Origin of the sequence: Sinorhizobium sp. NFACC03, assembly GCF_900103435.1 — a bacterium.
Classification (GTDB): domain Bacteria; phylum Pseudomonadota; class Alphaproteobacteria; order Rhizobiales; family Rhizobiaceae; genus Ensifer.
The window spans coordinates 1-21,713 of sequence record NZ_FMXF01000042.1; the positions used below are offsets into that span (position 1 = coordinate 1).

At 60.0% G+C, this 21,713-nt stretch carries 19 protein-coding genes and 5 pseudogenes; 13 read left to right on the forward strand and 11 right to left on the reverse strand.

What is annotated here, in order from left to right:
* Nucleotides 1-544 (forward strand): annotated as a pseudogene (locus BLU35_RS31105) (IS5 family transposase); the annotation flags it as partial.
* A gap of 84 nt (nt 545-628) precedes the next feature.
* On the opposite strand, the gene BLU35_RS31110 reads toward BLU35_RS31105, so the two are convergent.
* Nucleotides 629-1,411 carry a universal stress protein gene (locus BLU35_RS31110; protein WP_093235999.1) on the reverse strand — a complete coding sequence of 261 codons (783 nt, stop codon included), beginning with the start codon at nt 1,409-1,411 and terminating at the stop codon, nt 629-631.
* A 498-nt stretch (nt 1,412-1,909) separates the two neighbouring features.
* Here BLU35_RS31110 and BLU35_RS31115 point away from each other — a divergent pair, with 498 nt between their 5' ends.
* A complete protein-coding gene (locus tag BLU35_RS31115; RefSeq protein WP_093236000.1) occupies nt 1,910-2,092 on the forward strand; it encodes a hypothetical protein in 183 nt (60 codons plus the stop codon).
* 512 nt (nt 2,093-2,604) lie between these two features.
* On the opposite strand, the gene BLU35_RS31120 is transcribed toward BLU35_RS31115, so the two are convergent.
* The 3 genes and pseudogenes from BLU35_RS31120 to BLU35_RS31130 all read right to left on the reverse strand — a co-directional run.
* Complete coding sequence (locus tag BLU35_RS31120; RefSeq protein WP_093236001.1) at nt 2,605-3,201, reverse strand: mobile mystery protein B; 597 nt, start codon at nt 3,199-3,201, stop codon at nt 2,605-2,607.
* Nucleotides 3,198-3,659 (reverse strand): mobile mystery protein A, encoded by a 462-nt coding sequence (locus BLU35_RS31125; protein WP_093236002.1) that lies wholly within the window; start codon nt 3,657-3,659, stop codon nt 3,198-3,200. The genes BLU35_RS31120 and BLU35_RS31125 overlap by 4 nt, the downstream gene beginning before the upstream one ends.
* 219 nt (nt 3,660-3,878) lie before the next feature.
* A pseudogene (locus BLU35_RS31130) lies at nt 3,879-4,097 on the reverse strand (IS1595 family transposase); the annotation flags it as partial.
* A 116-nt stretch (nt 4,098-4,213) separates the two neighbouring features.
* Between BLU35_RS31130 and BLU35_RS31135 the strand changes: the two are divergent.
* The 5 genes and pseudogenes from BLU35_RS31135 to BLU35_RS31155 form a co-directional block, all read left to right on the forward strand.
* Nucleotides 4,214-4,507 (forward strand): annotated as a pseudogene (locus BLU35_RS31135) (IS21 family transposase); the annotation flags it as partial.
* Between the two features lie 108 nt (nt 4,508-4,615).
* Nucleotides 4,616-6,283, forward strand: a complete 1,668-nt coding sequence (locus tag BLU35_RS35800) for an IS66 family transposase (protein WP_176907513.1) — start codon at nt 4,616-4,618, stop codon at nt 6,281-6,283.
* A 236-nt stretch (nt 6,284-6,519) separates the two neighbouring features.
* Nucleotides 6,520-7,014 (forward strand): hypothetical protein, encoded by a 495-nt coding sequence (locus BLU35_RS31145; protein WP_093236003.1) that lies wholly within the window; start codon nt 6,520-6,522, stop codon nt 7,012-7,014.
* A 212-nt stretch (nt 7,015-7,226) separates the two neighbouring features.
* Nucleotides 7,227-8,156 (forward strand): annotated as a pseudogene (gene istA / locus BLU35_RS31150) (IS21 family transposase); the annotation flags it as partial.
* Nucleotides 8,157-8,242: 86 nt separating this feature from the next.
* Nucleotides 8,243-8,557: a winged helix-turn-helix domain-containing protein gene (locus tag BLU35_RS31155; RefSeq protein ID WP_093236004.1), complete on the forward strand. Its 315-nt coding sequence runs from the start codon at nt 8,243-8,245 to the stop codon at nt 8,555-8,557.
* A gap of 363 nt (nt 8,558-8,920) precedes the next feature.
* Here the strand turns inward: BLU35_RS31155 and BLU35_RS31165 are convergent, their stop codons facing one another.
* Nucleotides 8,921-9,124, reverse strand: a complete 204-nt coding sequence (locus BLU35_RS31165; RefSeq protein WP_093236006.1) for a cold-shock protein — start codon at nt 9,122-9,124, stop codon at nt 8,921-8,923.
* A gap of 903 nt (nt 9,125-10,027) precedes the next feature.
* Here BLU35_RS31165 and BLU35_RS31180 point away from each other — a divergent pair.
* From BLU35_RS31180 to BLU35_RS31190, 3 genes and pseudogenes are all read left to right on the forward strand, one after another.
* A pseudogene (locus BLU35_RS31180) lies at nt 10,028-10,180 on the forward strand (nucleotidyltransferase); the annotation flags it as partial.
* A 492-nt stretch (nt 10,181-10,672) separates the two neighbouring features.
* The gene (locus BLU35_RS31185) at nt 10,673-13,531 is read left to right on the forward strand and encodes a DNA translocase FtsK (protein WP_093236009.1); all 2,859 of its coding nucleotides are present in this window, start codon (nt 10,673-10,675) and stop codon (nt 13,529-13,531) included.
* A gap of 399 nt (nt 13,532-13,930) precedes the next feature.
* Complete coding sequence (locus BLU35_RS31190; RefSeq protein WP_286161681.1) at nt 13,931-14,359, forward strand: DUF930 domain-containing protein; 429 nt, start codon at nt 13,931-13,933, stop codon at nt 14,357-14,359.
* A 76-nt stretch (nt 14,360-14,435) separates the two neighbouring features.
* Here BLU35_RS31190 and BLU35_RS31195 read toward each other — a convergent pair whose 3' ends face one another.
* The 6 genes from BLU35_RS31195 to BLU35_RS31220 form a co-directional block, all read right to left on the reverse strand.
* Entirely contained in the window at nt 14,436-15,314 is an 879-nt protein-coding gene (locus BLU35_RS31195; RefSeq protein WP_093236010.1) for an SDR family NAD(P)-dependent oxidoreductase, read from the reverse strand.
* Nucleotides 15,311-16,093, reverse strand: a complete 783-nt coding sequence (locus tag BLU35_RS31200; RefSeq protein ID WP_093236011.1) for a dihydrolipoamide acetyltransferase family protein — start codon at nt 16,091-16,093, stop codon at nt 15,311-15,313. The genes BLU35_RS31195 and BLU35_RS31200 overlap by 4 nt, the downstream gene beginning before the upstream one ends.
* Nucleotides 16,094-16,103: 10 nt before the next feature.
* Nucleotides 16,104-16,691, reverse strand: coding sequence for a protein-S-isoprenylcysteine O-methyltransferase (locus tag BLU35_RS31205; RefSeq protein ID WP_093236034.1), 588 nt, complete (start codon nt 16,689-16,691; stop codon nt 16,104-16,106).
* Nucleotides 16,692-16,919: 228 nt separating this feature from the next.
* The gene (locus tag BLU35_RS31210) at nt 16,920-17,492 is read right to left on the reverse strand and encodes a hypothetical protein (protein ID WP_093236012.1); all 573 of its coding nucleotides are present in this window, start codon (nt 17,490-17,492) and stop codon (nt 16,920-16,922) included.
* 148 nt (nt 17,493-17,640) lie between these two features.
* Nucleotides 17,641-17,772, reverse strand: a complete 132-nt coding sequence (locus BLU35_RS36455) for an ABC transporter (protein WP_082640836.1) — start codon at nt 17,770-17,772, stop codon at nt 17,641-17,643.
* Nucleotides 17,773-17,958: 186 nt separating this feature from the next.
* The gene (locus tag BLU35_RS31220; protein ID WP_058322622.1) at nt 17,959-18,546 is read right to left on the reverse strand and encodes a L,D-transpeptidase; all 588 of its coding nucleotides are present in this window, start codon (nt 18,544-18,546) and stop codon (nt 17,959-17,961) included.
* 331 nt (nt 18,547-18,877) lie between these two features.
* Between BLU35_RS31220 and BLU35_RS31225 the strand changes: the two genes are divergently transcribed.
* The 3 genes from BLU35_RS31225 (at nt 18,878) to BLU35_RS31235 (ending at nt 21,666) form a co-directional block, all read left to right on the forward strand.
* Entirely contained in the window at nt 18,878-19,633 is a 756-nt protein-coding gene (locus BLU35_RS31225; protein WP_093236013.1) for an SDR family NAD(P)-dependent oxidoreductase, read from the forward strand.
* A gap of 193 nt (nt 19,634-19,826) precedes the next feature.
* The gene (locus BLU35_RS31230) at nt 19,827-20,900 is read left to right on the forward strand and encodes a LacI family DNA-binding transcriptional regulator (RefSeq protein WP_093236014.1); all 1,074 of its coding nucleotides are present in this window, start codon (nt 19,827-19,829) and stop codon (nt 20,898-20,900) included.
* Between the two features lie 19 nt (nt 20,901-20,919).
* The gene (locus BLU35_RS31235) at nt 20,920-21,666 is read left to right on the forward strand and encodes a transporter substrate-binding domain-containing protein (RefSeq protein WP_057251726.1); all 747 of its coding nucleotides are present in this window, start codon (nt 20,920-20,922) and stop codon (nt 21,664-21,666) included.
* Nucleotides 21,667-21,713 lie beyond the last annotated feature (47 nt).

Consider the following 21,713-nt stretch of genomic DNA (forward strand, 5'->3'; position numbering starts at 1 on the left):
TATGGGATCGGCTTCTTGAAGCGGTGTCCAAGGCCTACGATGGCGACATCGTCATGATCGACTCGACCTGTGTCCGCGTTCACCAGCACGCGGCCACGGGAAAAAAGGGGATGGAGACGATGGTGGCATGGGACGTTCCCGCGGCGGGCTTACGAGCAAAATCCACGCGCTCGTCGATGCCGAAGGTCGCCCGGTCAATCTGCGTCTGACTGGTGGACAGATCGCCGATTGTGCCGAAGCCGACGCGCTGACGGATGAGCTTGGCGAGGGGGACATCCTGCTGGCCGACAAGGGTTATGACACGAATGCCATTCGGGCTAAGGCCGCCGAGCGAAAGGCCTGGGCCAACATCCCGCCGAAGCGTAATCGCAAGGGCTCTTTCGTGTTTTCGCGCTGGGTCTATCGGCAACGCAATCTCGTGGAACGGTTCTTCAACAGGATCAAGCAGTTCCGAGGCATCGCAACCCGATATGACAAACGCCCGGAAAACTACCTCGCCGCCGTAAAGCTCGTCGCAACAAGAATATGGTGCCAAAGTTTATGAGTCGACGCCGTAGAGGAACCAGCGGCTAACCGCGAAATGCCAACAAGCCGCGAATTGCTCGCAGTAAAGCTGATCGAACGCGGCTCAGTGGGACATCAGCACCGGCATGGAAATGTTGCTCAGTAGAATCTTGGTCACGCCACCGAACACGGCTTCAGAAAAGGGCGAATGGCTGTAAGCCCCACACACGATGAGGTCGGCATCTTCCCGATCGAGGTTTGCGAACAATGCGCTGGTCATATCCGTTTCGCCGCGGTCGCGCCAACCTGCCAAAATGACCTTGGCGCCGTGGCGTTCCAGGTGCGCTTTCATATCCTGAACGTCCTCGTTGTCGTCACCGTAGTTGGGAGCGAACACGAACAGATAGACGCTTTGCGCAGTTCTCAAAAGTGGCAGGGCGTCGTGAACGGCGCGGGTTGCCTCGCGACTCATATTCCAGGCGACAACAATGTTGGTCCCTATTGGTTTTTCGCCTTTCCACCCAGCGGGGAGTACCAGCATAGGGACCCCTGAGCCGAGCAGCACGGTCTCCGGGACGGCCGAATTGGAGAGGCGGCTGTCGGCGGGGTTGGTTTGCGTGGCGACCAGTAGGTCGGCAGAATGGGAGAATAGTTCCTCCGGCGTCCGCGCATCCGGCGAGGCCTTTCGATACGTGAAGTCGACATTCATTGCCTGCAGGGCTGTCTCGAATTGCTGTTGGATGGCCAGTGCAGCATCACCACTGTCTTCTTCACGAGCCGCCTTCGTGCTGATGTCGACCCCGATAAGCCTGGCACTGTATCTTGTGGCGAGATCGCCTGCCGTACGGACGCGACCGGCGGTGTTTGCCCCCGCATCCAGATATACTACGATATCTCGAAAGGACATGCTCATCTCCGATCGAAAAGCGGTTGAAAGCCGACGCTCGGTCCAACCGGCTCACCAGTCACTTGCGATCAGCGGTCAACCGCTTCACCTTACCGATTCAACGTTAGCCGTGGGTTGAAGGTTCCCGAGGCGGGTCAGCCTATCATCCATTTTGTCGCAGAGCGTCTGCCCTGCCACGAAGGAACTGGCACTTGCGCGTCGAGACAGGCACCGCGCGCAGCGCATTTGGAGGGCCCCGGTCGGAATCTTCGCCCGCGTTCTGGATGGACCGTGCGTCTCTTGCTGAACGGGACATGTGGATCTGAAGGACCGTGCCAGGCTCAGCCACCCTTCGTAATGCATCGACCAGACGATCGAGAAGTCAACGAAGCGGCCTCTGCACGCTCGATTCCGCTGATTACCGCCCGTCCACATTTATCGCGAGGCCAATGTGCCACTGACATTTCGACGCCATGAGCACCGCCCCGCCCGCGTTATCGATAAGCGAAATACACAACAATGCTGCCGATCACCTGGGCTATTCCGAGCACGACGCAGGCGTCGATCAGGACCGGCTTCCACCAGGGTTTAGTCCAGTTGGTTTTTGGGCTTGGCATTTCAAAGTTCACCTTCATCACTGTTTGGCAATTACCGCTCCTTGCCAATCCCCAAACGCACTTCTGGGCCGAAATGATCGCATAAAGTATCGGCTGGAACCCGGCTGGGATGTGGGGCTACGAGGCGCGCGAGGCAAATCTCGAACAAAGGTTTGCTGCGTCATTTTTGTCAACGATGTCGCGGGACACCACCAATTCCTACGACTTTTCTGACTTTTGTTGGACTAAATGTCCCCGGCCTGCCACAAGTCCTCGAGGACGCGATTGCCGTTATCTTAAGAACGGGGTCGGGCGACCGATTGACGTCACGTTGCTGCCGCGAGATCACGCTGGCCGTCCTACTATCTATTGCCGTCGGAAACCGGTCGATAGCGGTAGCGGGTACGTCTTTTCCGTCGGATCGATCCGCGGGACAGCCGGCTTTTCGGATCCAAATGACACCTTCGGTGTACGTGAACTCACGACCGCGATGTTGATGGGTCTCCTGGATCGGAAATCTGTATAGCCCTGCAGCGACCCGTGTCGTTTGGCGGTCAGTGTGGTGGCATCGCCGGTTCGATTCCGGTCAAGGCGAGCAATGCGCGGAGGCCGTGCCTCTCAAGTCCGCGCAAATTCCAACAATGGCGCGAGATCATGATTATCCGCTGCGCGTAGGGCTGCGACGTAGCGGGTTCGCAGTTCACCAACATCAGCGAGAGTTCCGCCGCCCCAACTGAAACGTTCTCCACCCAGGCGTTCGATTAGAAGGTCGGCTGCTAATCGGGCGTGGCGGCCGTTTCCGTTTGGAAAAGGGTGAATGGCGACCAGGCGATGGTGAAATCTTATCGCAATCTCATCCGCCGTAAATGTCTGGTGCTCGATCCAATAGCGGACGTCGCTCAATAGGCTCGCGAGCTCCATTCCGATGCGGTAGGCTTGGACGCCGATATTGCGTTCCGTCATTCGGAACGCGCCTGCCCATTCCCAGACGTCGCCAAGCATTCGCTTGTGCAGCGTTCTCATGAAGTTCTCGCTAAGCATTCGCTCAAGCGGCGCGCGTCGGCGACCCCGTGCCCAGGTCGCGCCCTCGACGATATTCTCCTGCTCAGCTTCGTTGAGATCACGGCGGTGCGTAATCCATGTCTGCAAAAGTCCCTCACGCTCATGCGGTTCGAGGGGTGTCGCGTCTTCAGGCTCCTGAAACAGGTCTGTCATGGGTCGTTCCAGAGGTCGCGGTCGGAGAGCCTGTCGCGAATGTACGCCTGGACTCGGGATTCGAAGGCTGCATCGTCTGTGCCCTGGGCTTCGAGCCGCATTGTATGCGCGACGCGCTGAAGCTCGCGTGTTGCTATTTTCCGCGCGCGTGCCTCGACGACCGCCTCGAGTGAGCTGTTGGGAACGAGTGCGTAGACGAGCGTGCAATCGAGCGCCTCGGCTGCGCGACGCAAGGTGTTCAGCTGAATCGTGCCGGCGGCTTCCGACTTCTCTATGGCTTCTACGGTTTGGGGCCGCACGCCAATGCGGGTGCCAAGCTGTGCACCCGTCATCCCGAGCGCGTCACGCAGTGCGCGCACCCATCCTTTCGGCGGCGCCTTGAACCGGTCGATTGGTTGAAGCGCCCAAAGTCTTTCATCTAGCCGGAGGCGTCCCCTTTTTCGACTGTCGCTTTTCATCCAGAACTCTCAGATTGTGAGCTGATCCTGAGGTCACAGATATCAGAACGCAGTCTGATATTCAAGATCATGACTCAGGCTATGATATGATATGGCGACTCAAATATCAGGCTATAAACTGTGATTCGGAGGCATAAATCAGGCTACAGTATGAATATGCAGCTGTGAGCGGCGAATAGGAGGTCACCCTCCTGGGGTCCTGGGCTTTTTCTCCTATGTTCAGGTTTTGTGCGGTCCATCCGGACTTCTGCGCATTTGCCGACCGGTAGCAGCGCGGAACACCTGTAGCAATTGCAGCGCCGGCGGCACTCGCGACCACAGGGTTTTCATCCGTTCCCTGCCATTTCGGGTTTTCCGAACAACCTGGCCGGTTACAATGCGCTGTGACCAGCGGAAACCGATCTCTTGGAAATACAGGTCGGCGTGCTGCGGGCTGATTGTGATTAGGCATGGAAGAAGGACCCCGCAAATGGGGTGATCGGCGTCCAAACGGGACCCCCATCTGCGATGGGGTTACAACAGCCTCCGGTTTCATTCGGAGGCTTTTTATTTGGATGCTTGTTGTGGAGACGATTGCGAAGATACGCCGCCTTGCGCTCGTGCAGGGCAAGTCGATCAAGGCGATCTGCCGTGAACTCGGCATATCGCGGAAAGTGGTGCGGAAGGTTCTGCGCACCGATGAGACGGAGTTCAAACACGAGCGGACCCGCCAGCCACAGCCGAAGCTCGGTCCCTGGCGCGATCAGCTCGATCAACTGCTGCTGAACAATGAAGCCAAAGCTTCACGTGAGCGACTGACGCTGATCCGGATATTCGAGGATTTGCGTAAACGGGGCAGATTGGGTGGCGGACTTTTCGCCGACGTGATGCGAGACCTGTGCATAAGCAGGAGATGTGGGAGGTCGGAGTCGTGGGTGGGATTCCGCGATGGGGGCAAATCATGATTCCTTTCGCTCATGCCGAAGAAGCGACTTGCCTCGCCCGAATATGCCGACACGCTTTCGCTGAAGGCGTTGCGCGAGCTCGTGACGGGCCTGGCCGATGAGGTCCGCGAGCTCTCATCAGAGGTCAAAAACCTTCGTGTCGAAAACGCCACCCTGGGTGAAGACAATGAAGCACTTCGCCAGGAGAACGCCCGCCTCAAGGTCGAGAACCAGCTTTTGCGCGACGAGATCGCGCGGCTGAAAAATCTGCCACCCCGACCGCCGTTTCGACCGTCGGGCATGGAGAAGGCGACGAATAACAAACGCGACGATCTGCCCGCGGCCAGGAAGAAGCCGCGCGGCCCAAAGCTCGACCTAAAGCGGGTGAGCCGGGAGGAAATCCTGCGCGTCGATGTTCCGCCCGGCTCTCGCTTCAAGGGATACAAAAGCTGCCATGTGCGCGACCTGATTGTCACAGCTGAGCTCGTCCATTACCGACGTGAATGCTGGATCACCCCGGACGGCAAGATGGTGCTTGCACCGTTACCGCAAGGAGTCGTCGGCGGCTACGGACCAAATCTGAGACGGCTTTGCCTTATGCTGCCCGCGCAAGGACAGGTGACGATGGAGCGACTGACGACATTGCTGAACGATGTCGGCGTCAGCGTCTCCAAGCGGCAAGTCGTGCGGCTTGTGACCAAGGGACTGGACGGCTTTGCTGCCGAGGACGCAGCGGTGCTGCATGCCGGACTGGTCTCGGCCCCCTACATCACCGTCGACGATACCGGCGCCCGCCATGCGCGCTCCAATTTCCATACGACTCAGATCGGCGGGGCGCAGTTCACCAATTTCCGCACCACGCCCTCCAAGTCCAGGCTGAACTTCCTGTCGCTGCTCAGAGGCAGCTACCAAGACTATGTCCTCAACGAAGCTGCGTTCAACTATCTGGACAACCGTCGGGCCGATGCGGCGCTCGTGGCCAAAATCCGCAGCCACGAACCACAACGCTTTTGCAACCAGGTGCCCTTCCTGGAGTATCTGGCCGGCAAGGGCATCGACATCTTCGACAGGCAGGCGATCCGTATGCTCGCGGAAGCAGGCATCTGGGGATCTATTCGCCATCATGGTCTTCTCGGCGACACGGTGATTGTCTCCGACGATGCCGGCCAGTTCCGGGTCGGCAATCATGCCCTGTGTTGGGTCCACGCCGAGCGGCTGCTGCAAAAACTGATGCCGGCAACGCCGCGGCAGTCTCGTCTGGTCGAGACGGTACGCGATCTCGTGTGGCGCTTCTACCGGGCGCTGAAGAGCGTCAAACGAAAGGCGCCGCCCGGTCTTGCCGCGGCATTTCACAAGCGCTTCGATCGCATCTTCTCGCTGCGCACCGGCTATCACGATCTCGACAAGCTTTTGGCGCGCCTGATTCGCCGCAAGGACGAACTGCTCAAGGTGCTGGAACGGCCAGACACCCCACTCCACACCAATGCCTCGGAGAACGATCTGCGCAGCTTCGTCACCAAGCGCAAGATTTCCGGCGGCACGATGAGCCGGCATGGCCGCGTTGCGCGCGACACCATGCTCGGGCTGATGAAGACGTGCCGCAAGCTCGGCGTGTCGTTCTGGCACTATCTCGGCGATCGCCTCGGCCTCGATGGCCAGGCCATCCCGCCGTTGGCCGCCCTGGTCGCGGCAAAAGCCTAGCGCCTGCCTCCCGCAAGTACAGGGCGCCAAGCTGCCCGGCGTTCTTTCCTCAGGCTTTCCGTCGCCAACCACAATAAGACCCGGTCGGCCCGAAGCTGCGAAAAAGGCGACGTAGAGAACGACAACGGTAAATCGTAAAATTTGCCGGATTTTCATTATCCAAGGCGTCAAATATAAGAACATACGGTAGGACCGTAACCCGGCGCACACTGCTGGCCACTGGAGGATTTGCAACGATGGGGTCGGTGGCCGCTGGATTGCCCGTGTTTAAAGTCCTGTATCAGGGCAATCTCTTTGCCGACTACTTTCAAATGTACCTGCGCGACGAAACTCATCCCGATCTGCCTGACGACTACACGGATGAAGCGATCACCCGCCGCCTTGCGGCCGGACCGTATGCGGTCATTCTCCACACGGTGCGCAATATGACTGTGCCGGTCCACGTCGAATGGCATGATCGACGCCCTGCCCCTGACCTCGACGCCTACCAACATGTGGTCGAAGCCAGTTTCGACTGTCCATCGGGCCAGCTCGTACTGGCCGGTCTGACGGACTACGATCCTACTGCTCCACGACTTGCGGTGAAAGCCGGGCCGCTCGGCGTGCGGGCGAATCTCTCCGGTCTCGACACCCTCAGCGAAGACGGACTCAAAGGGAACGACTGCTACCTCGTGCAGCTTTGGCCTATGACCGAACCGGAAGGTGTGCAGGTGTTGAAGGCATGGCCGTGAAGCTGTCGCTTTTGGGTGCGCTCCAGCGTTACAGATAAAAGCTACACTTGCGACGTATCACAATTGGGTGGCCTTCCGCCCAATGTTACAGGACGTGACCGGAGCCATCCTAATGTCACGCGCAGCTTCGGGCCGACCGAGCCAATCAACTGGCGCCAAACTACGTTTTGCGCTCCTCGAGGCCGACCCGCCGTCGCCATTCGCCTCGTGCACTCACGCCCCTACGATTCGATCGCAGCGTAGCGCTCACGACCATCAAAGCGGCAGTGCCACTAAATCTGCCCCGGTTACAGGATTTGCGCGATCTGGGCTACGGAGGCGGTTATGATACCGTCCGACGCTATGCCCGGACGTGGGCGAAGGAGCGCGGGGCCGTGACGGCGCAAGCCTATGTGCCGCTCTATTACGCGCCGGGCGAGGCCTACCAGTTCGACTGGAGCCACGAGATTGTCGTGCTGAACGGCGTGACGACGACGGTGAAGGTTGCGCATATCCGGCTCTGCCGCAGCCGGATGATGTATGTGCGAGCCTATCCGCGCGAGACGCAGGAGATGGTCTTCGACGCCCATGACCGGGCGTTCGCTTTCTTCGGCGGAGCCTGCACGCGCGGCATCTACGACAACATGAGGACGGCGGTGGAAACGGTCTTTGTCGGCAAGGAGCGGCAATACAATCGCCGCTTTCTGCAGATGTGCAGCCACTACCTTATCGAACCGGTAGCCTGCACGCCGGCGTCCGGCTGGGTCGAGAACCAGGTCAACCTGGTGCGGGAGCGCTTCTTCACGCCACGACTGCGCTTCAAATCCTACGACGAGATGAACAGCTGGCTGCTGGACAAGTGCATCAGCTACGCCCGCGCCCATAAGCATGTCGATCAGACGGAGCGCACGATCTGGGAGGTGTTTGAAGCGGAGCGGCCGCACTTGGTCCCCTATCCGGGCAAGTTCGACGGCTTCCATGCCGTGCAAGCCTCGATCGGCAAGACCTGCCTCGTGCGTTTCGACAACAACAAATACTCGGTTCTGTCCACCGCGGTCGGTCGTCCGGCCGAGATACATGCCTATGCCGATCGTATCGTTATCCGCCAGGACGGCGTCGAGATCGGTCAGCATGAGCGCCACTTCGGTCGCGGCGAGACGATCGGCCGAACGTCAGACTGGACCAATCTGAGCGCGCTCGTTGCGACGAGGACGAATAGTGCAGGCCGCACCCGATCAAGGCAACGACCATGACCATGGAACTGAACGAACAGCGGGCCCACGATTGGGCGAAACTCTTGCGGGCCATAGCGCATCCGAAGAGGCTCTTGCTGCTAACTGTTCTTGCCGATCGGCGTTTGTCGGTGGGCCGGCTTGCCGCTGCGGTTGGCCTGCCACCGGGAGTGGTCTACAAGCACCTGCATAAGCTGGTCGAGATCGGCCTTCTCCGGGTCAGCGCGAAGTCCGCAGGCATGTGCTTCTCCATTGCTTCTCCCGAGATCGCTTTCAAGCTTATGGAGATTCAGGCCATGCTAGCGGCACAGATCCCGGGGATCGTTGCCTGACAGACAGCGCGGCAGTGATGGCAGTTTAAAAGTTGCTAGAGTTGGCACTTGCGGCCGTCTCCCGATTTCCTATCTGAATTTGGCATCCTCGACATGGAGCCTCGAGATGGATCAACCGGCCACACGCGCTGCTGCCGACCACGAGATTGAAATCATTCCGCCCCAACGAAAGACCGCGCGCGGGCGGAACACCGTGACCTGTCTCTGTTGTCAACAGAAGCGGCTTGCCTCGTGCATGGACGCCGATGGTTGCGGCATCTGTGAAGAGTGCTTAGCGCCTGACGCGTTGGCGGCCGATCTGAGATCGGTCGAGATGGTAAGCCTCTCGCATGATTAATTCCGTCGCCCAGCGAACGCGATCGCTTAGTCCGCCCGAACGTTTTCGGCTCGGGATTTGCCGGTTTTGCGGTCCTGACCAATCTCGTAACTGACCTTTTGCCCGTCTCGAAGAAGCGTTCCCCCCTCGACGGTTGACACATGGACGAACACGTCTGTTCCGCCGTTCTCTGGAGAGATGAATCCGTAACCCTTCTCCTGATTGAAAAATTTCACGGTACCGATGGCCATAGACGTCCTCGTCAACGGAGCAGGTTTCACATTATCGCTGAGCCTATTCAATCAGTGATCTTCCGGCAACTACGGACGATAACGACCGCTTTTCCGTCGAGAACTTTACTCAGAGGGGTCTCTGGCGGACAAACGGGCATCACACCAATCCAACCCATCGGCGCACATTCGCTCACATCTGAGGGACTGCAGCGTGGCGACGTCACGCAGCGCGACCGCCGCGGGGTTCGTCAAGGGAAGTGAATTCGTGCAGGCTGGCGGTTCGATAGCCTTCGAAGCCGGCAATATCCGTTCATTATCATCCATCGGTCTCGCCAACAGCTCCGGTCGGTTGCTCCGCCGCCATCATGCGCTCCGGCTGCCTGGTGCGAACACGCAGTAGCGGTGGATGGACTGTCAGCGATCCATAACGACCCGTTTGATAGGATTTTGGTCGCTCAACCGATCGTGGAGGGTGTCACGCTGTTGACCGTTGACGAACTGGTCGGACAGTATCCTGTCCCCATTCGCTGTATGCCACAGTAGCTCGAAATCTCCTGCTTACTCATACAGGGCGAGCCGGTGTTGACGAAATCCGGCGTGTCCATGTTTCCCTCGTCTGAGCGTGGCGTGGCAGTTTCCAGGAGGTTCCTTTACCTTTGCGATTGCACCGAGCTGGACGCGCGGCGCGATTTTGCGCCCGCGGCGTTAAGGCCCGGACGTTCTGCTAACCGATAGGATAAAGACGACTCCTCGTCTACTACAGGAATTATGAGTAAGGCACGCCTGCGATCGGTGGCGCAGGTCAGCGTCTCTTAAGCCTCCTTGACCGCGCGCAATTCAAACTTAAGCCAGCCGGAACATCATGACCAAGCATTGCGTATGAAAACGAGCCTGGAACATCTTCCCGAGAAGAAACAGCGAGCCTATGTGAAGGCACGCTACTCCAAACACTTTGAAATCACCGAGGAAGCGCTTGCCTGGCTTCTCGAGCGGACGGGCCATCTCCTCAGTCTCGTCGAGACGATCTGTCAGGAGCGGCTGACCGAACTGGCTCGGGCAGCGGACGCCACCTGAGCCCTCGTCTTGGTCCGGATTGATGGTCGGGTCGATGGTTCGACCGCGTCTACACGATCATGCAAAGCATCGTCACTCCCGACAATCTTCTCTTCAGGGTAGGCCGCTTACATCGGCAATCGCAACCGCGATCGGCTTCGGGAAATTCAGCGCCGCAAGGAGGCAGGCGGGTGAGAGTCCGCAATCCCGCCATTTAACTGCGCGCCGGCCCGATTCGTTTTTCTGGTGGTACTGTTAGCGCGCCACCACAGGCGCTGGACCCATCCGTCAATTTGGCTCTTCCTCCAGAAATATTTTAAGCCGCGTGCGGCCAGCGACAGCAGGTCGCGGCGCCCTTGAGGCGTCGGGCCTTGCCGTTGCATGAAGCCCACAGAAAGGCGGCAATCGACGACGAACCCCGGCTCGAAACGGGGCGTTGGAAGGGAGTTGTTAACCTTCATTTCCTATCGCTTAGAAGGCCCCGCGGCGATCTCTCTAGCTCTTCCAGGACCCATGCGTATTCCCAGGACAAACTTCTCACAGGCTGCTTTGCATGATGCAAACCAGGCGGATTATTTCGATGGTCCGCAGGATGATGCGTTGAGCGGTATGCCCACCCATGAGGCGGAACCCGCCGACCCCTATCAGTTGTACGAGGCGCCGGCGGCGCCCCGCCGACCGGCAAACCAGCAGGTCGAAACCATGAGCCGTGCGACCCGCCTCTACGGGCAGGGTTCCGCCTACGCTCCTGCACAGGTGACGTCGACGATGAGCGAACCCTTGCCGACCCTTTCGGACATTGCCGGCCACTACGGCGATTCCACCTGGGAGAGCCATTTCTTCCTGGCGCCGAATGTCCGCTTTACCCGCACGCCCGAACGTGAATTCATGAAGCGGCGGGCGCCGCAGGTGGACGAAAGCGAAACGGCAGCCGCAGCCGAACAGGCAAACGTCGCGGTGGCGGCGGAACCTGCTCCGGTCTTGGTAGAAACTGTCGAGCCCGTCGTGGCTGCTTCGGTCGAGCCGGCGCAGATGGAAGCATCAGCCCCTACCGCTGAAGACGCGCCGCAGGTCGAGGTCGCACTGCCGTCCTATAGCCCGTCCGAACTGTTGCGCATGCTGACCAACCAGTTGCCGACGTGGACTGCGGCGCAAAACACGATCGAGCCGGCGATGCTCGAGCGCGTCGAGCCCGATGACGCTGTCGCGCTTGCACCGGTTATCACGACGCCGATGGCCGTATCCCAGCCGGTCGCGGAGGCGCAGCGAGCAGCCGGCACGCCGGCCGATCCGGGTGCCCAGCATTCGGTCTTCCTGTCGGATTTTGCTTTCTTCGAGTTCGGTCCGGCCGATGATATCGACGTTGTCGGCGAAGATGCCGCGCATCCGAAGCCCTTTGTCGAGACCGCCGCACCGGCACCGATGACGCCCGTCGTCGCTCCTGCTGCCGTTGCTCCCGTTGCGGTCACTCCGCCGGCGCCCGTACGCCCAGGAGATATCCGCCGCATGCCGCCGACGGCGATCACCTCGCTGTTCCGTGTCGTCGACGTCCGCGGCGCAAAGGCAGAGACTGTCGCGGTTTCGCATGAGCCCGCTTCCGCGGCGGCGGAAGCTCCGGCCGTCGCGTCGACGCATGCTGCCGTTGCCGGTGCGCCTGCAGCCATGGCTGCGGCTGAGCCGGAAATCATCGAGGCCGAGCCGGTCGAGGTCGAGCAGCCGGCGCCCGTCGCATCGAAGGCGGCGATCACCATGCCGGCGCAGGTCACGCGTGCGCCGAACACAATGCCGGCAATCGGGGTGGTTGAACGCACATTTGCGGGGGACGCCTACGAATTCCCCTCCGAGGACCTTTTGCAGGAAGCACCTGTCGGCCAGGGCTTCTTCATGACCCAGGAGCAACTGGAACAGAATGCCGGCCTGCTTGAAAGCGTGCTGGAAGACTTCGGCGTCAAGGGCGAGATCATCCACGTCCGCCCGGGGCCGGTCGTGACCCTCTATGAGTTCGAGCCGGCACCCGGCGTGAAATCGTCGCGGGTCATCAACCTTGCAGATGATATCGCCCGCTCCATGTCGGCGCTTTCGGCCCGCGTCGCGGTTGTGCCCGGCCGCAACGTCATCGGCATCGAACTGCCGAACGCGACCCGCGAAACCGTCTATTTCCGCGAGCTGATCGAATCCGTCGATTTCCGCAAGACCGGCTACAAGCTGGCGCTGTGCCTGGGCAAGACAATCGGCGGCGAGCCTGTGATTGCCGAGCTCGCAAAGATGCCGCATCTGCTCGTTGCCGGCACCACCGGTTCGGGCAAGTCGGTGGCGATCAACACCATGATCCTGTCGCTGCTCTACCGGTTGAAGCCGGAAGAGTGCCGCCTGATCATGGTCGATCCGAAGATGCTCGAACTTTCCGTCTATGACGGCATCCCGCACCTGCTCACGCCTGTCGTTACCGATCCGAAGAAGGCGGTAATGGCGCTGAAATGGGCCGTGCGCGAGATGGAGGACCGCTACCGCAAGATGTCGCGGCTCGGCGTTCGCAACATCGACGGCTACAACCAGCGCGCAGCCGCCGCCCGCGAAAAGGGCGAGCCCGTGATGTGCACCGTCCAGGCCGGCTTCGAGAAGGGCACCGGCGAGCCGCTGTTCGAGCAGCAGGAAATGGACCTGGCGCCGATGCCCTATATCGTCGTCATCGTCGACGAGATGGCCGACCTGATGATGGTCGCGGGCAAGGAGATCGAAGGCGCGATCCAGCGGCTGGCGCAGATGGCGCGCGCCGCCGGTATCCACCTGATCATGGCGACGCAGCGTCCGTCGGTCGACATCATCACTGGCACGATCAAAGCGAACTTCCCGACCCGCATCTCCTTCCAGGTGACGTCCAAGATCGACAGCCGCACGATCCTCGGCGAACAGGGCGCCGAGCAGCTGCTCGGACAGGGCGACATGCTGCACATGCAGGGCGGCGGACGCATCGCCCGCGTGCATGGTCCGTTCGTTTCCGACCTGGAAGTCGAACACGTGGTCGCACATCTGAAGACGCAAGGGCGCCCGGAATACCTCGAAACCGTCACGGCGGAAGAAGAGGAAGAGGAACCGCAGGAAGAGACGCCGGTGTTCGACAAGAGCGCACTTGCGTCGGAAGACGGCAACGAACTCTACGACCAGGCGGTCAAGGTGGTGCTGCGCGACAAGAAGTGCTCGACTTCCTACATCCAGCGCCGCCTCGGCGTCGGCTACAACCGGGCGGCTTCGCTGGTCGAGCGCATGGAGAAGGAAGGCCTCGTCGGCCCCGCCAACCATGTCGGCAAGCGCGAGATCATCTACGGCAACCGCGATCACATGAGCGTACCCGAAAACGACGACATGGATTGATATCGGCGCGCCGCCGCAAGAATATGGGTTTCAAGCCGCCGCTGACAGGTTGTTGGCGGCGGCTTTTCTATCTTTGGCTTGGTGGTAGCGTCACAGCCGCCAGGAGTGGTTGTGACCGGTGTCGCGCATGGGATGATCTGATCGGTGCAAGCAGTAGCGCGTCGCCGCAATGAGACAACGATCTGGCGAAGCCTTGTGCTTGCTCTCCTCATTCATGCCCTCGCCGTGTTGGCGCTCCTCCTTCTCCCGCCGCCTCGGCGACCCGTTCCCACCCCGGATGAGGCGATAGCCGTTCGGATACTGGAATTGCCGCGGCTTCGCCTGGATGTGGTGCAGCCAGTGCTTGAGCCACAGACTGCATCGCCGGCGACGCAGCCAGTGCCAGAGACGGAGCCGGCCGTGGAAACAGCCACCCCACCGCCGAACGCTCGCCCGACCATTCAAGCAAAACAGTTCTTTTCGGCGGCGATACTCGCCGATCCACGCAGCAGGCAGGCGCTGGAAGGGCTGTCGCAGCTTGCAGTCGATGAACAGATCGTCCAGTTCTGCAATCTCGAGGCGATGGAGCAGGTTCATCGCTGGCGAGTTGAGTTCAAACCGGATTTTCTCGTTGCCTACGCCATGGCGGATATCCGACTGGCAGGCACGAACCTGCGCGCCGATGGCGCTGCCTTTCGCAGCAACGACCGCTGGTACAATGTTAAGTTCAACTGCGAAGTTGCCCCGGATATCAAGAGCGTCGTCGCGTTCGAATTTCAGGTTGGCGATGAAATTCCTGAGAGTGAGTGGGAGGCGCATCTCCTCTCCACTGGCGCCAAAGCCCGCTGATCGCGGCAATGGTCGATGTCCGACCGCTCGGTGCGTGCTTTGGCCTTATCCCACGGGAAGCTGGCTGCGGGGCGGATCAAGCCGAAGCTGTCCCGCCTTTAGGGTGGCCTGCGCGGCAGCAATGCTTGAGCATCTTGCCAGATCCGCAAGGGCAAGGGTCGTTGCCGCGCAGTTGCAGGCGGCCAACCAGCGGCAATAGCGCCGCGGAGGGAAGAATCCCTGAAATCAGGATCGCCAATCTGGCAGACATGCCGGGAATGACCAGCCGTCGGCGGGCTTTGAAACCGCGCCAAGCGCAGTTCGCCACGTATTCCGGAGTGGCTTTCGGCAAAACCTTGAACAATGCAGCCCTGTTCGCGCCAGATTTTTCAAGGAATTCGGTCGACACCGGCCCCGGCGCGACGCAGGTCACCGTTACACCCGTCTTCCGCGTCTCCTGGTACAACGACTCGGAAAAGGAACGCACGAACGCCTTGCTCGCATAATACATCGCCATGTATGGGCCAGGGGTAAAACTGGCGACGGAGGCCAGATTGATAACGCCGCCACGGCCTCGCTCGACCATGCCCGGCAACAGGTGCAATGTCAGGTCAGCGAGGGCACGGATATTGACGTCGATCATTCCAACCTGGTCGGCAATCGGCAAAGCGGTTGCCGCGCCACGCAGGCCATAGCCGGCGCTGTTGACGAGGACGTCGCAGACGAGGCTTTCCCGCGCGAGGAACTCTTCGAGAACCGTCTTCGCATCGTCGGCTGTGAGATCAACTGGTAGCGAGAATGCCTCGCCGCCCGCCTGCTTGATGGAGGATTCCACGGCGTGCAGCCCCCCAAGTGATCGTGCGACCAATACGACAGGTGCACCATCTCGCGCGGCAAGCTCGGCAATGGCTCTGCCTATGCCTCGTGAGGCTCCGACTACAACAATTGCGAGTCGTGGTTTTTGATCCGATATCATGTTGACGGTTCCGGCGCCGTGCTTGGCAGGATTTGAGCAGCGGAAAGGCTAGCCACCTCGTCAGCGATCTCCCCGTTCAGTATTTCCTCGAAACGAGCCAATGCGCGCGCGACATTGGCGCCGTCCATGACGCGGTGGTCGTAGTGAATTCGTACGGTGACCGATCCGTCTTCGCCGATCGGGCCATAGTTGAAGATCGTCGTGAGCGGCGTCAGCGGATTGAGCGACTCGGCACCCAGGCCGGAATAGACCGACAACTGGAAAGTCCCGAATCGGTGGCCCCGCTGACGTCCCATGTTGAGGCCGAGCCACATCAACAACCTCCGCAGTGGCGCGGGCAAGCGCGCAATCTTCAGCGCACGCCGGAATTCCCTGATCTCAAGAACGGGACGGGATCGAGCCTCCTGAAGCAGGGCACTCAACTCGGGGATCGACCGCTGCTCGGGTGTCTTGATCGTACTGAGAAGCACAACCCGTTCACCTTCGTATTCGCGCTCGTGCGCCACGGACGCGACGCTTCCCGGGTACTCATAGAGTTGCGATCTCGGCAGCTTGACATAGGCCCGGCGAAGCTCCGGTGTCTCCTTGCAAAGTAGCCCATACCCCTTGAGAAAAAGAACCGTCCACGACGGCCGTTCTGATTGGCTCGTCCTGGCGCTCTGCAGCGCGCTGATGTTCATCTGCCGCTGCACCGTAACGCGGGGCACGGCGATCGAAAATCGCATCAGATCCCCGACAAGGCGTCGTGCCGCAGAAAGCTTCACCGGTCGGCCTCGCATCGTGCCACCTTTAGTAAAGATAAGGTATAATGCGCTTGGTCCTGTCCATGTAGGCGCGATACTCAGGGCCGAAGAATTCCAGCATCAGGCGCTCCTCCTTGTCCACACGCAGGAAAAAAAGCACGGCGAAACCAGCGACGCCCAAGAGGCCCGCCACCCAGTTCGACAGCAGAAACATCTGGCCGATCGCCATGAGCAGGAAGCTCGTATACATCGGATGGCGCACGACGGCATACGGCCCCCTGCTGATCAGCTGATGTTTTTCGCGGATTTCCAGCGAGATCGACCAGTTTCGGCCGAGTTCCTTGTGGGTGCGACGGAACGTCCACAGAGCCACGGCAAAGATGAAACCCCCAAGCCCCACGATCCATGCGTGTGCGGGATAGTCGGCAAATGCGGGGATTCCTGTTGCAACGTAGAACCCAGGCAAAATCGCAAGGCCTAGTAAAGCGGCAGCCAAGCCAATCGTATCGGTCACCGAGCGGCGGCTGCTCATCACCTGCACACGCTTTGCACGGCGCTCGAATGGGTAACGAACCACATACCAGGCAACGATGCCTATGACCCACACGATTTCGCCGATGGAAGCGACAGATATGTTCACGTTGAATCACCCAAGCTTTTGTTGCGGTTGCTGGCCACCGCAACGGCTAGCAAGGACGAGACTGCCATGAGGCGCTCTGCCCTGACAAGGCGCGAAAGCTACGGTCGCAAATGGCGAGGGTCGGTTGTCGATCGGCCATTCAAGGGTATTGGTGGGAGCCAGTGACGGCGCAAGCGATCTTTGGGCGTCAGACAAGGCGCACGGCGCGTGCGCCAATCAAGCTTATCCGCCGTTCATCTCGCGAAGTCTTGTGATGAATTCCTGCGGCCTCAGCCAGATCCCAGGTGTCCTGTAGCCCATGGAACGCGCGATATCGGCCACAAACGCGTTGCAGTTATAGAGCGACGCATGCCAGAACTTGGCTTCGGCCTTGAGTTTTCGAATTTTGGCGACGACGTCTCGATATTCCGGTTCGCTCAACATGACACGCCAGCTTGCAGACCTGTATTGTTCCTCCAGGTCGCCGTCGCTCACGCCCGTCTCGGCCGGGACGGGGAGAACATGGCCCAGCACGTAGGGAGCGGTGTCGCTTGTTGCAGGAGCAAGTCCCGCCACTTCCGGATTGATCATCGCTCCCGACTTGCTCAGGCGGCCGAAAACCACATAGGAGTGGCCGTAGCTGAGTGCATAACGGGAGCGGAATTCGATGAAATAGCCCTGATCGCGCTGTTGCGATGGGCTGCCCGCAACGCTTGAGACATAGCGTGGCTGCGGGCCCTTGTCTTGCGATTGGCACGCCGTAACCGCCACGGCGGCTAAGACGACGAACGGAATACGACCTAGTATACGCGTCATTACTGCGCCAAATCTCCCCAATTCTGACGGGCACTTGAACTTGCCACCTGGGCTTATCGATCCGCGCGCCACGACGTATGGCCAAGGCGGCCACGATCATTCAGGGCGGGGAGGACCGTGAAGATCCTCCCCGAACTAGGGTCAGTCACTATTTGTAGACGGGCGCCGGTTCTTCGGCCACCGGTGGCGGGGCCTTGCCTTTGCCTTTGCCGATTGTTCCGCAAGCGGAGAGGCTGGCAACGGAAAGCAACGCAACTGTTACGATTAGAATTCGGCTCATCAATATTTCCTTTCCTCTGTGATCGGAATGGTTATTCGAAGGCAACATTCACAGTATTAGTGGCATTTCGAGATTCGGCCTAGTGCGGAAAGGGCACACTCGTCAGTCGGATTATCGTTACCAAACTTTGAAGATTTAAAAGCATGTCGGCCTTACCCCAATACCGCACTCAGATAGAGTACATCATCAAATGATCAATACCGGAGTTCCAACAGGCGTCCGCGCGTAGAGATCAACGATATCGTCGTTCGTAAGTCGGATGCAGCCGTTGGAAACCGCCTGCCCTATGGTCCAAGGTGCGTTCGTGCCGTGGAGGCGGAACTTGGTATCCTGACCGTTGCGATAAAGGTATAGGGCCGACGCCCCCAACGGGTTGTGGGGACCGCCGGAAACTCCACCGGCATATTGCGCCAGCTCCGGCTTGCGCCGGATCATGCTTGCGGTCGGCGTCCATGACGGCCATTCGGCCTTTCGGCCGACAACGGCCTGGCCTTTGAGGGTAAGGCCCTCCTCTCCGACGCCTATTCCGTAGCGCATCGCCCATCCACCATCTTCGATCGAGTAGAGGTAGCGTTGCGTGGTGTCCACAACAATCGTTCCGGCTGGCTCGTTGCCGTCGTATCGGACGTGTTGTTTTCGGTAGCGGCGATCGACGCCGGGCGTTCCGCCATACAGGGATGGGAAGGAAACACCCCGCCAACTTGAGCCGCACCCGGCCAACAGGCCAAGGCTGCCGATGACCAGGAATCTCCGTGTAATGCGGTGATTGTCCATCTTTACCTGCTGAGAAAAATGGTGCGCCCCGATTCGTTTTTTAGCATTACAATATTCTCTGTCCAGTTCCAATGAACTACACCCAGCGACAGGATAGATAATGACACTCCAGGTTTTTCGCCCGCGCTCCGGGTGAAATGGACAGAAAGGACTGTATATCTGGAAAGAGGGCCTGGGTGCAGTGCATGAATCGGGTAAAAAAATATCGCGATTCTTGTGTGTTGCTGCTGCTGTCCGATTGGAAGATCGGGGCTTCGAATGCATTTCACGGAATGACTTGCGATGTCGCGCGCGCTCGATTAGTCGAAAGCTGAACGTTAGGAATGACAGTATGAATCTAGGCTTCGCTGGGAAGGTTGCGCTTGTGACGGGCGCCGGTTCCGGAATTGGCGCAGCCGTGTGCCGGCAACTCGCTGCTGAGGGAGCGGAAGTGGTTGCCGCGGATGTCGACGCTGGCGCCGTGCACCTGGTTGCCGAGGAAATTCGCTCGAACGGGGGCAAGGCCCATGATGTTGCGGCCGACGTCGCCGATGCCCAGGCTGTGGAAAAGCTGGTGGCGTTCGCCGTGCAGACCTGTGGCGGCCTGCATCTGGCGGTCAACAATGCCGGCATCGACGGCGTCCGCAAGGCGACGGCCGACTATCCGCTCAATGGCTGGCATGCATTGATGAACGTAAACCTGCATGGCGTCTTCTACTGTATGAAGTACGAGATCGCGGCCATGGTGGCACAGGGTGGGGGCGCCATCGTCAACACGTCTTCCATTCTGGGCTCAGTCGCGCTGCCCACTGCCGCCGCCTATACGGCCGCCAAGCACGCAGTGGTTGGGCTGACGAAGGCGGCCGCGATCGAGTATGCCCGCACGGGTATTCGCATCAATGCTGTGGCGCCGGGCTGGATCGACACGCCGCTGTCCGCCGAGAATTCGGAGGTGGCAACCAGTAGACGCATGATGTCGCTGCAACCTATGGGGCGTCGCGGTACGCCAGATGAGGTAGCGGCTCTGATCTGTTTCCTGTTGTCGGAGCAGGCGAGTTTCATCACTGGAAGCGTTCACCTCGTAGACGGCGCCTATACTGCTCACTGAGCAAGCTGCACCACTCAACCGTTGAAATTCACTGCCCCGCGGGTCAAGGCCTGTATCGCCGGTGCCGCTAGTGTCGACTGCGCTCTTTTTGCATGTGTATCATTCAAAATAAAAACGTTTTTATTTTTCTTGAAAACGTTTTTATTGGCTGCTACCTCTAATCTCCAGGAGAAGGCCGGGCTTGGGAGGGTGCATGGCGACTGAGATCCACAGGGCGCGGCGCGCACCGACGCCAACGATCAAGACCTTGGCCGAGATGACGGGCTATTCCATCGCCACGATCTCGAAGGCGCTGCGCGAATCTCCCGTGGTCGCCCCGGCGACAAGAGACATCATCTACAAGGCGGCACGCGAAGTCGGTTACCAGGCCAATGCGCGCGGGATGGCGCTTCGCACCGGCAAGAGTTTTCAAGCCGCCGTGCTGATGCCGGTCACCGCAGCGCGTGACTATGAGTGGGACGGCGTCGAATACACCCAGACCTTGAGCGGCATCAGCCAGGCGCTCGAAGGCACGGACTATCGGATGTCGGTGCATGTCATCCGCGACGCGGCCGATGGAGCCGAAGCCGCGCGCCGGATCGTCGATCAGGGGTTGGCCGACGGTCTGATTTTCTCCGGTATTCTCGCCGAAGACCCGCGCATCGATCTGCTCGTCGCCGAGCAGTTTCCCTTCGTCTCGATGGGGCGTTGCCGCAAGGATCTCTCTTACGCCCATGTCGATATCGACAACGAATGGGCGGCGTATGCGGCAACCGCGCGGTTGATCGCCGGTGGCCACCGTCGCATTGCGCTCGTCAATCCGGAGCGGCGGTTTTCCTATGCGCTCGACAGGATCGATGGCTTTTCCAGGGCGTTCCGCGAGGCGGGTCTCGATGCGCCGATGGAACTGATCGCCGAGGGCGACCTCTCGACCCATTTCGGCCGGAAGACGGTGATCGACTTCCTGCAGCTCGACGATGCCCCGACCGCCTTCGTCTGCATCAACGAATCCACCACGCTCGGCGTGCTCTCGGGGCTCGGCAGTCTCGGGTGCGAGGTCGGCGTCGATGTCGATGTCATCGCCTATGACGACATCAATGTCAGCGCCTACTTCACCCCGCCGATCACCACCTTCTACCAGCCGATCGAGGTGCTCGGCCGCACGCTCGGTCAGTTCCTGCTGCGCCGTATGGAGGGGGAGGACCCTGGGGCGTTGCGGCAGGTTTTCAGGCCGACGCTGATCGCGCGGCAGCCCGACAATCTCGGCGGCCGCCTGAGCCAAAGTTAATTATCCAAGGAGGAGAACCATGAAAAAACTGATGATTGCCCTGGCTGTAGCAGCCCTTGCTTCGAGCGTGTCTCACGCTGCCGATCTCGGCGGCAAACTGCTGAAGGTCGGCTCCGACACGACCTCGCCGCCGATGGAGAGCATCGATCCGGCGACCGGACAGGTCGTCGGCTTCGATGTCGATGTGGTCAACGCCGTCTGCGCCAAGATCAACTGCCAGGCCGAATTCGTCACGACCGGCTGGGACGGCATCTTCGCAGCCCTCGACCAGGGCAGCTTCGACCTCGTCGCGTCGGGTGTCTCGATCACCGAGGAACGCAAGAAGGCGATGGATTTCTCGGATCCCTACATCGTCAACAGCCAGGCGGTGCTGATGCGCGTTGAAGACCAGGGCATCACGCTCGACCGCTTCAAGGACGCCGGCAGAAAGCTGTCCGCCCAGGCGAACACGACAGATGCCCAGGTTGCCGAGGGTGTCGTCGGCAAGGAGAACGTCGCCGCCTACGATACCTTCAGCGCCGCGATCATCGCGCTCAAGAACAAGGACGTCGACGGCGTCGTCATCAACGGCGCCAATGCGGCCGCCTACGAACGCGAGTTTGCCGGGGAGCTCGTCGTTGCGATCAAGGACCTCGAATCCGACCCGCTCGGTCTCGTCTTCCGCAAGGGCGATGAAAACGTCGCGGCGTTCAATGAGGGCCTGAAGATGATCAAGGACGACGGCACGCTCGACCAGCTCGTCAACAAATACTGGGGCCTCAAGTAAGCTCACAATGCCGATCGGACCCGGAGCGCGTGCTCGCACTCCGGGTC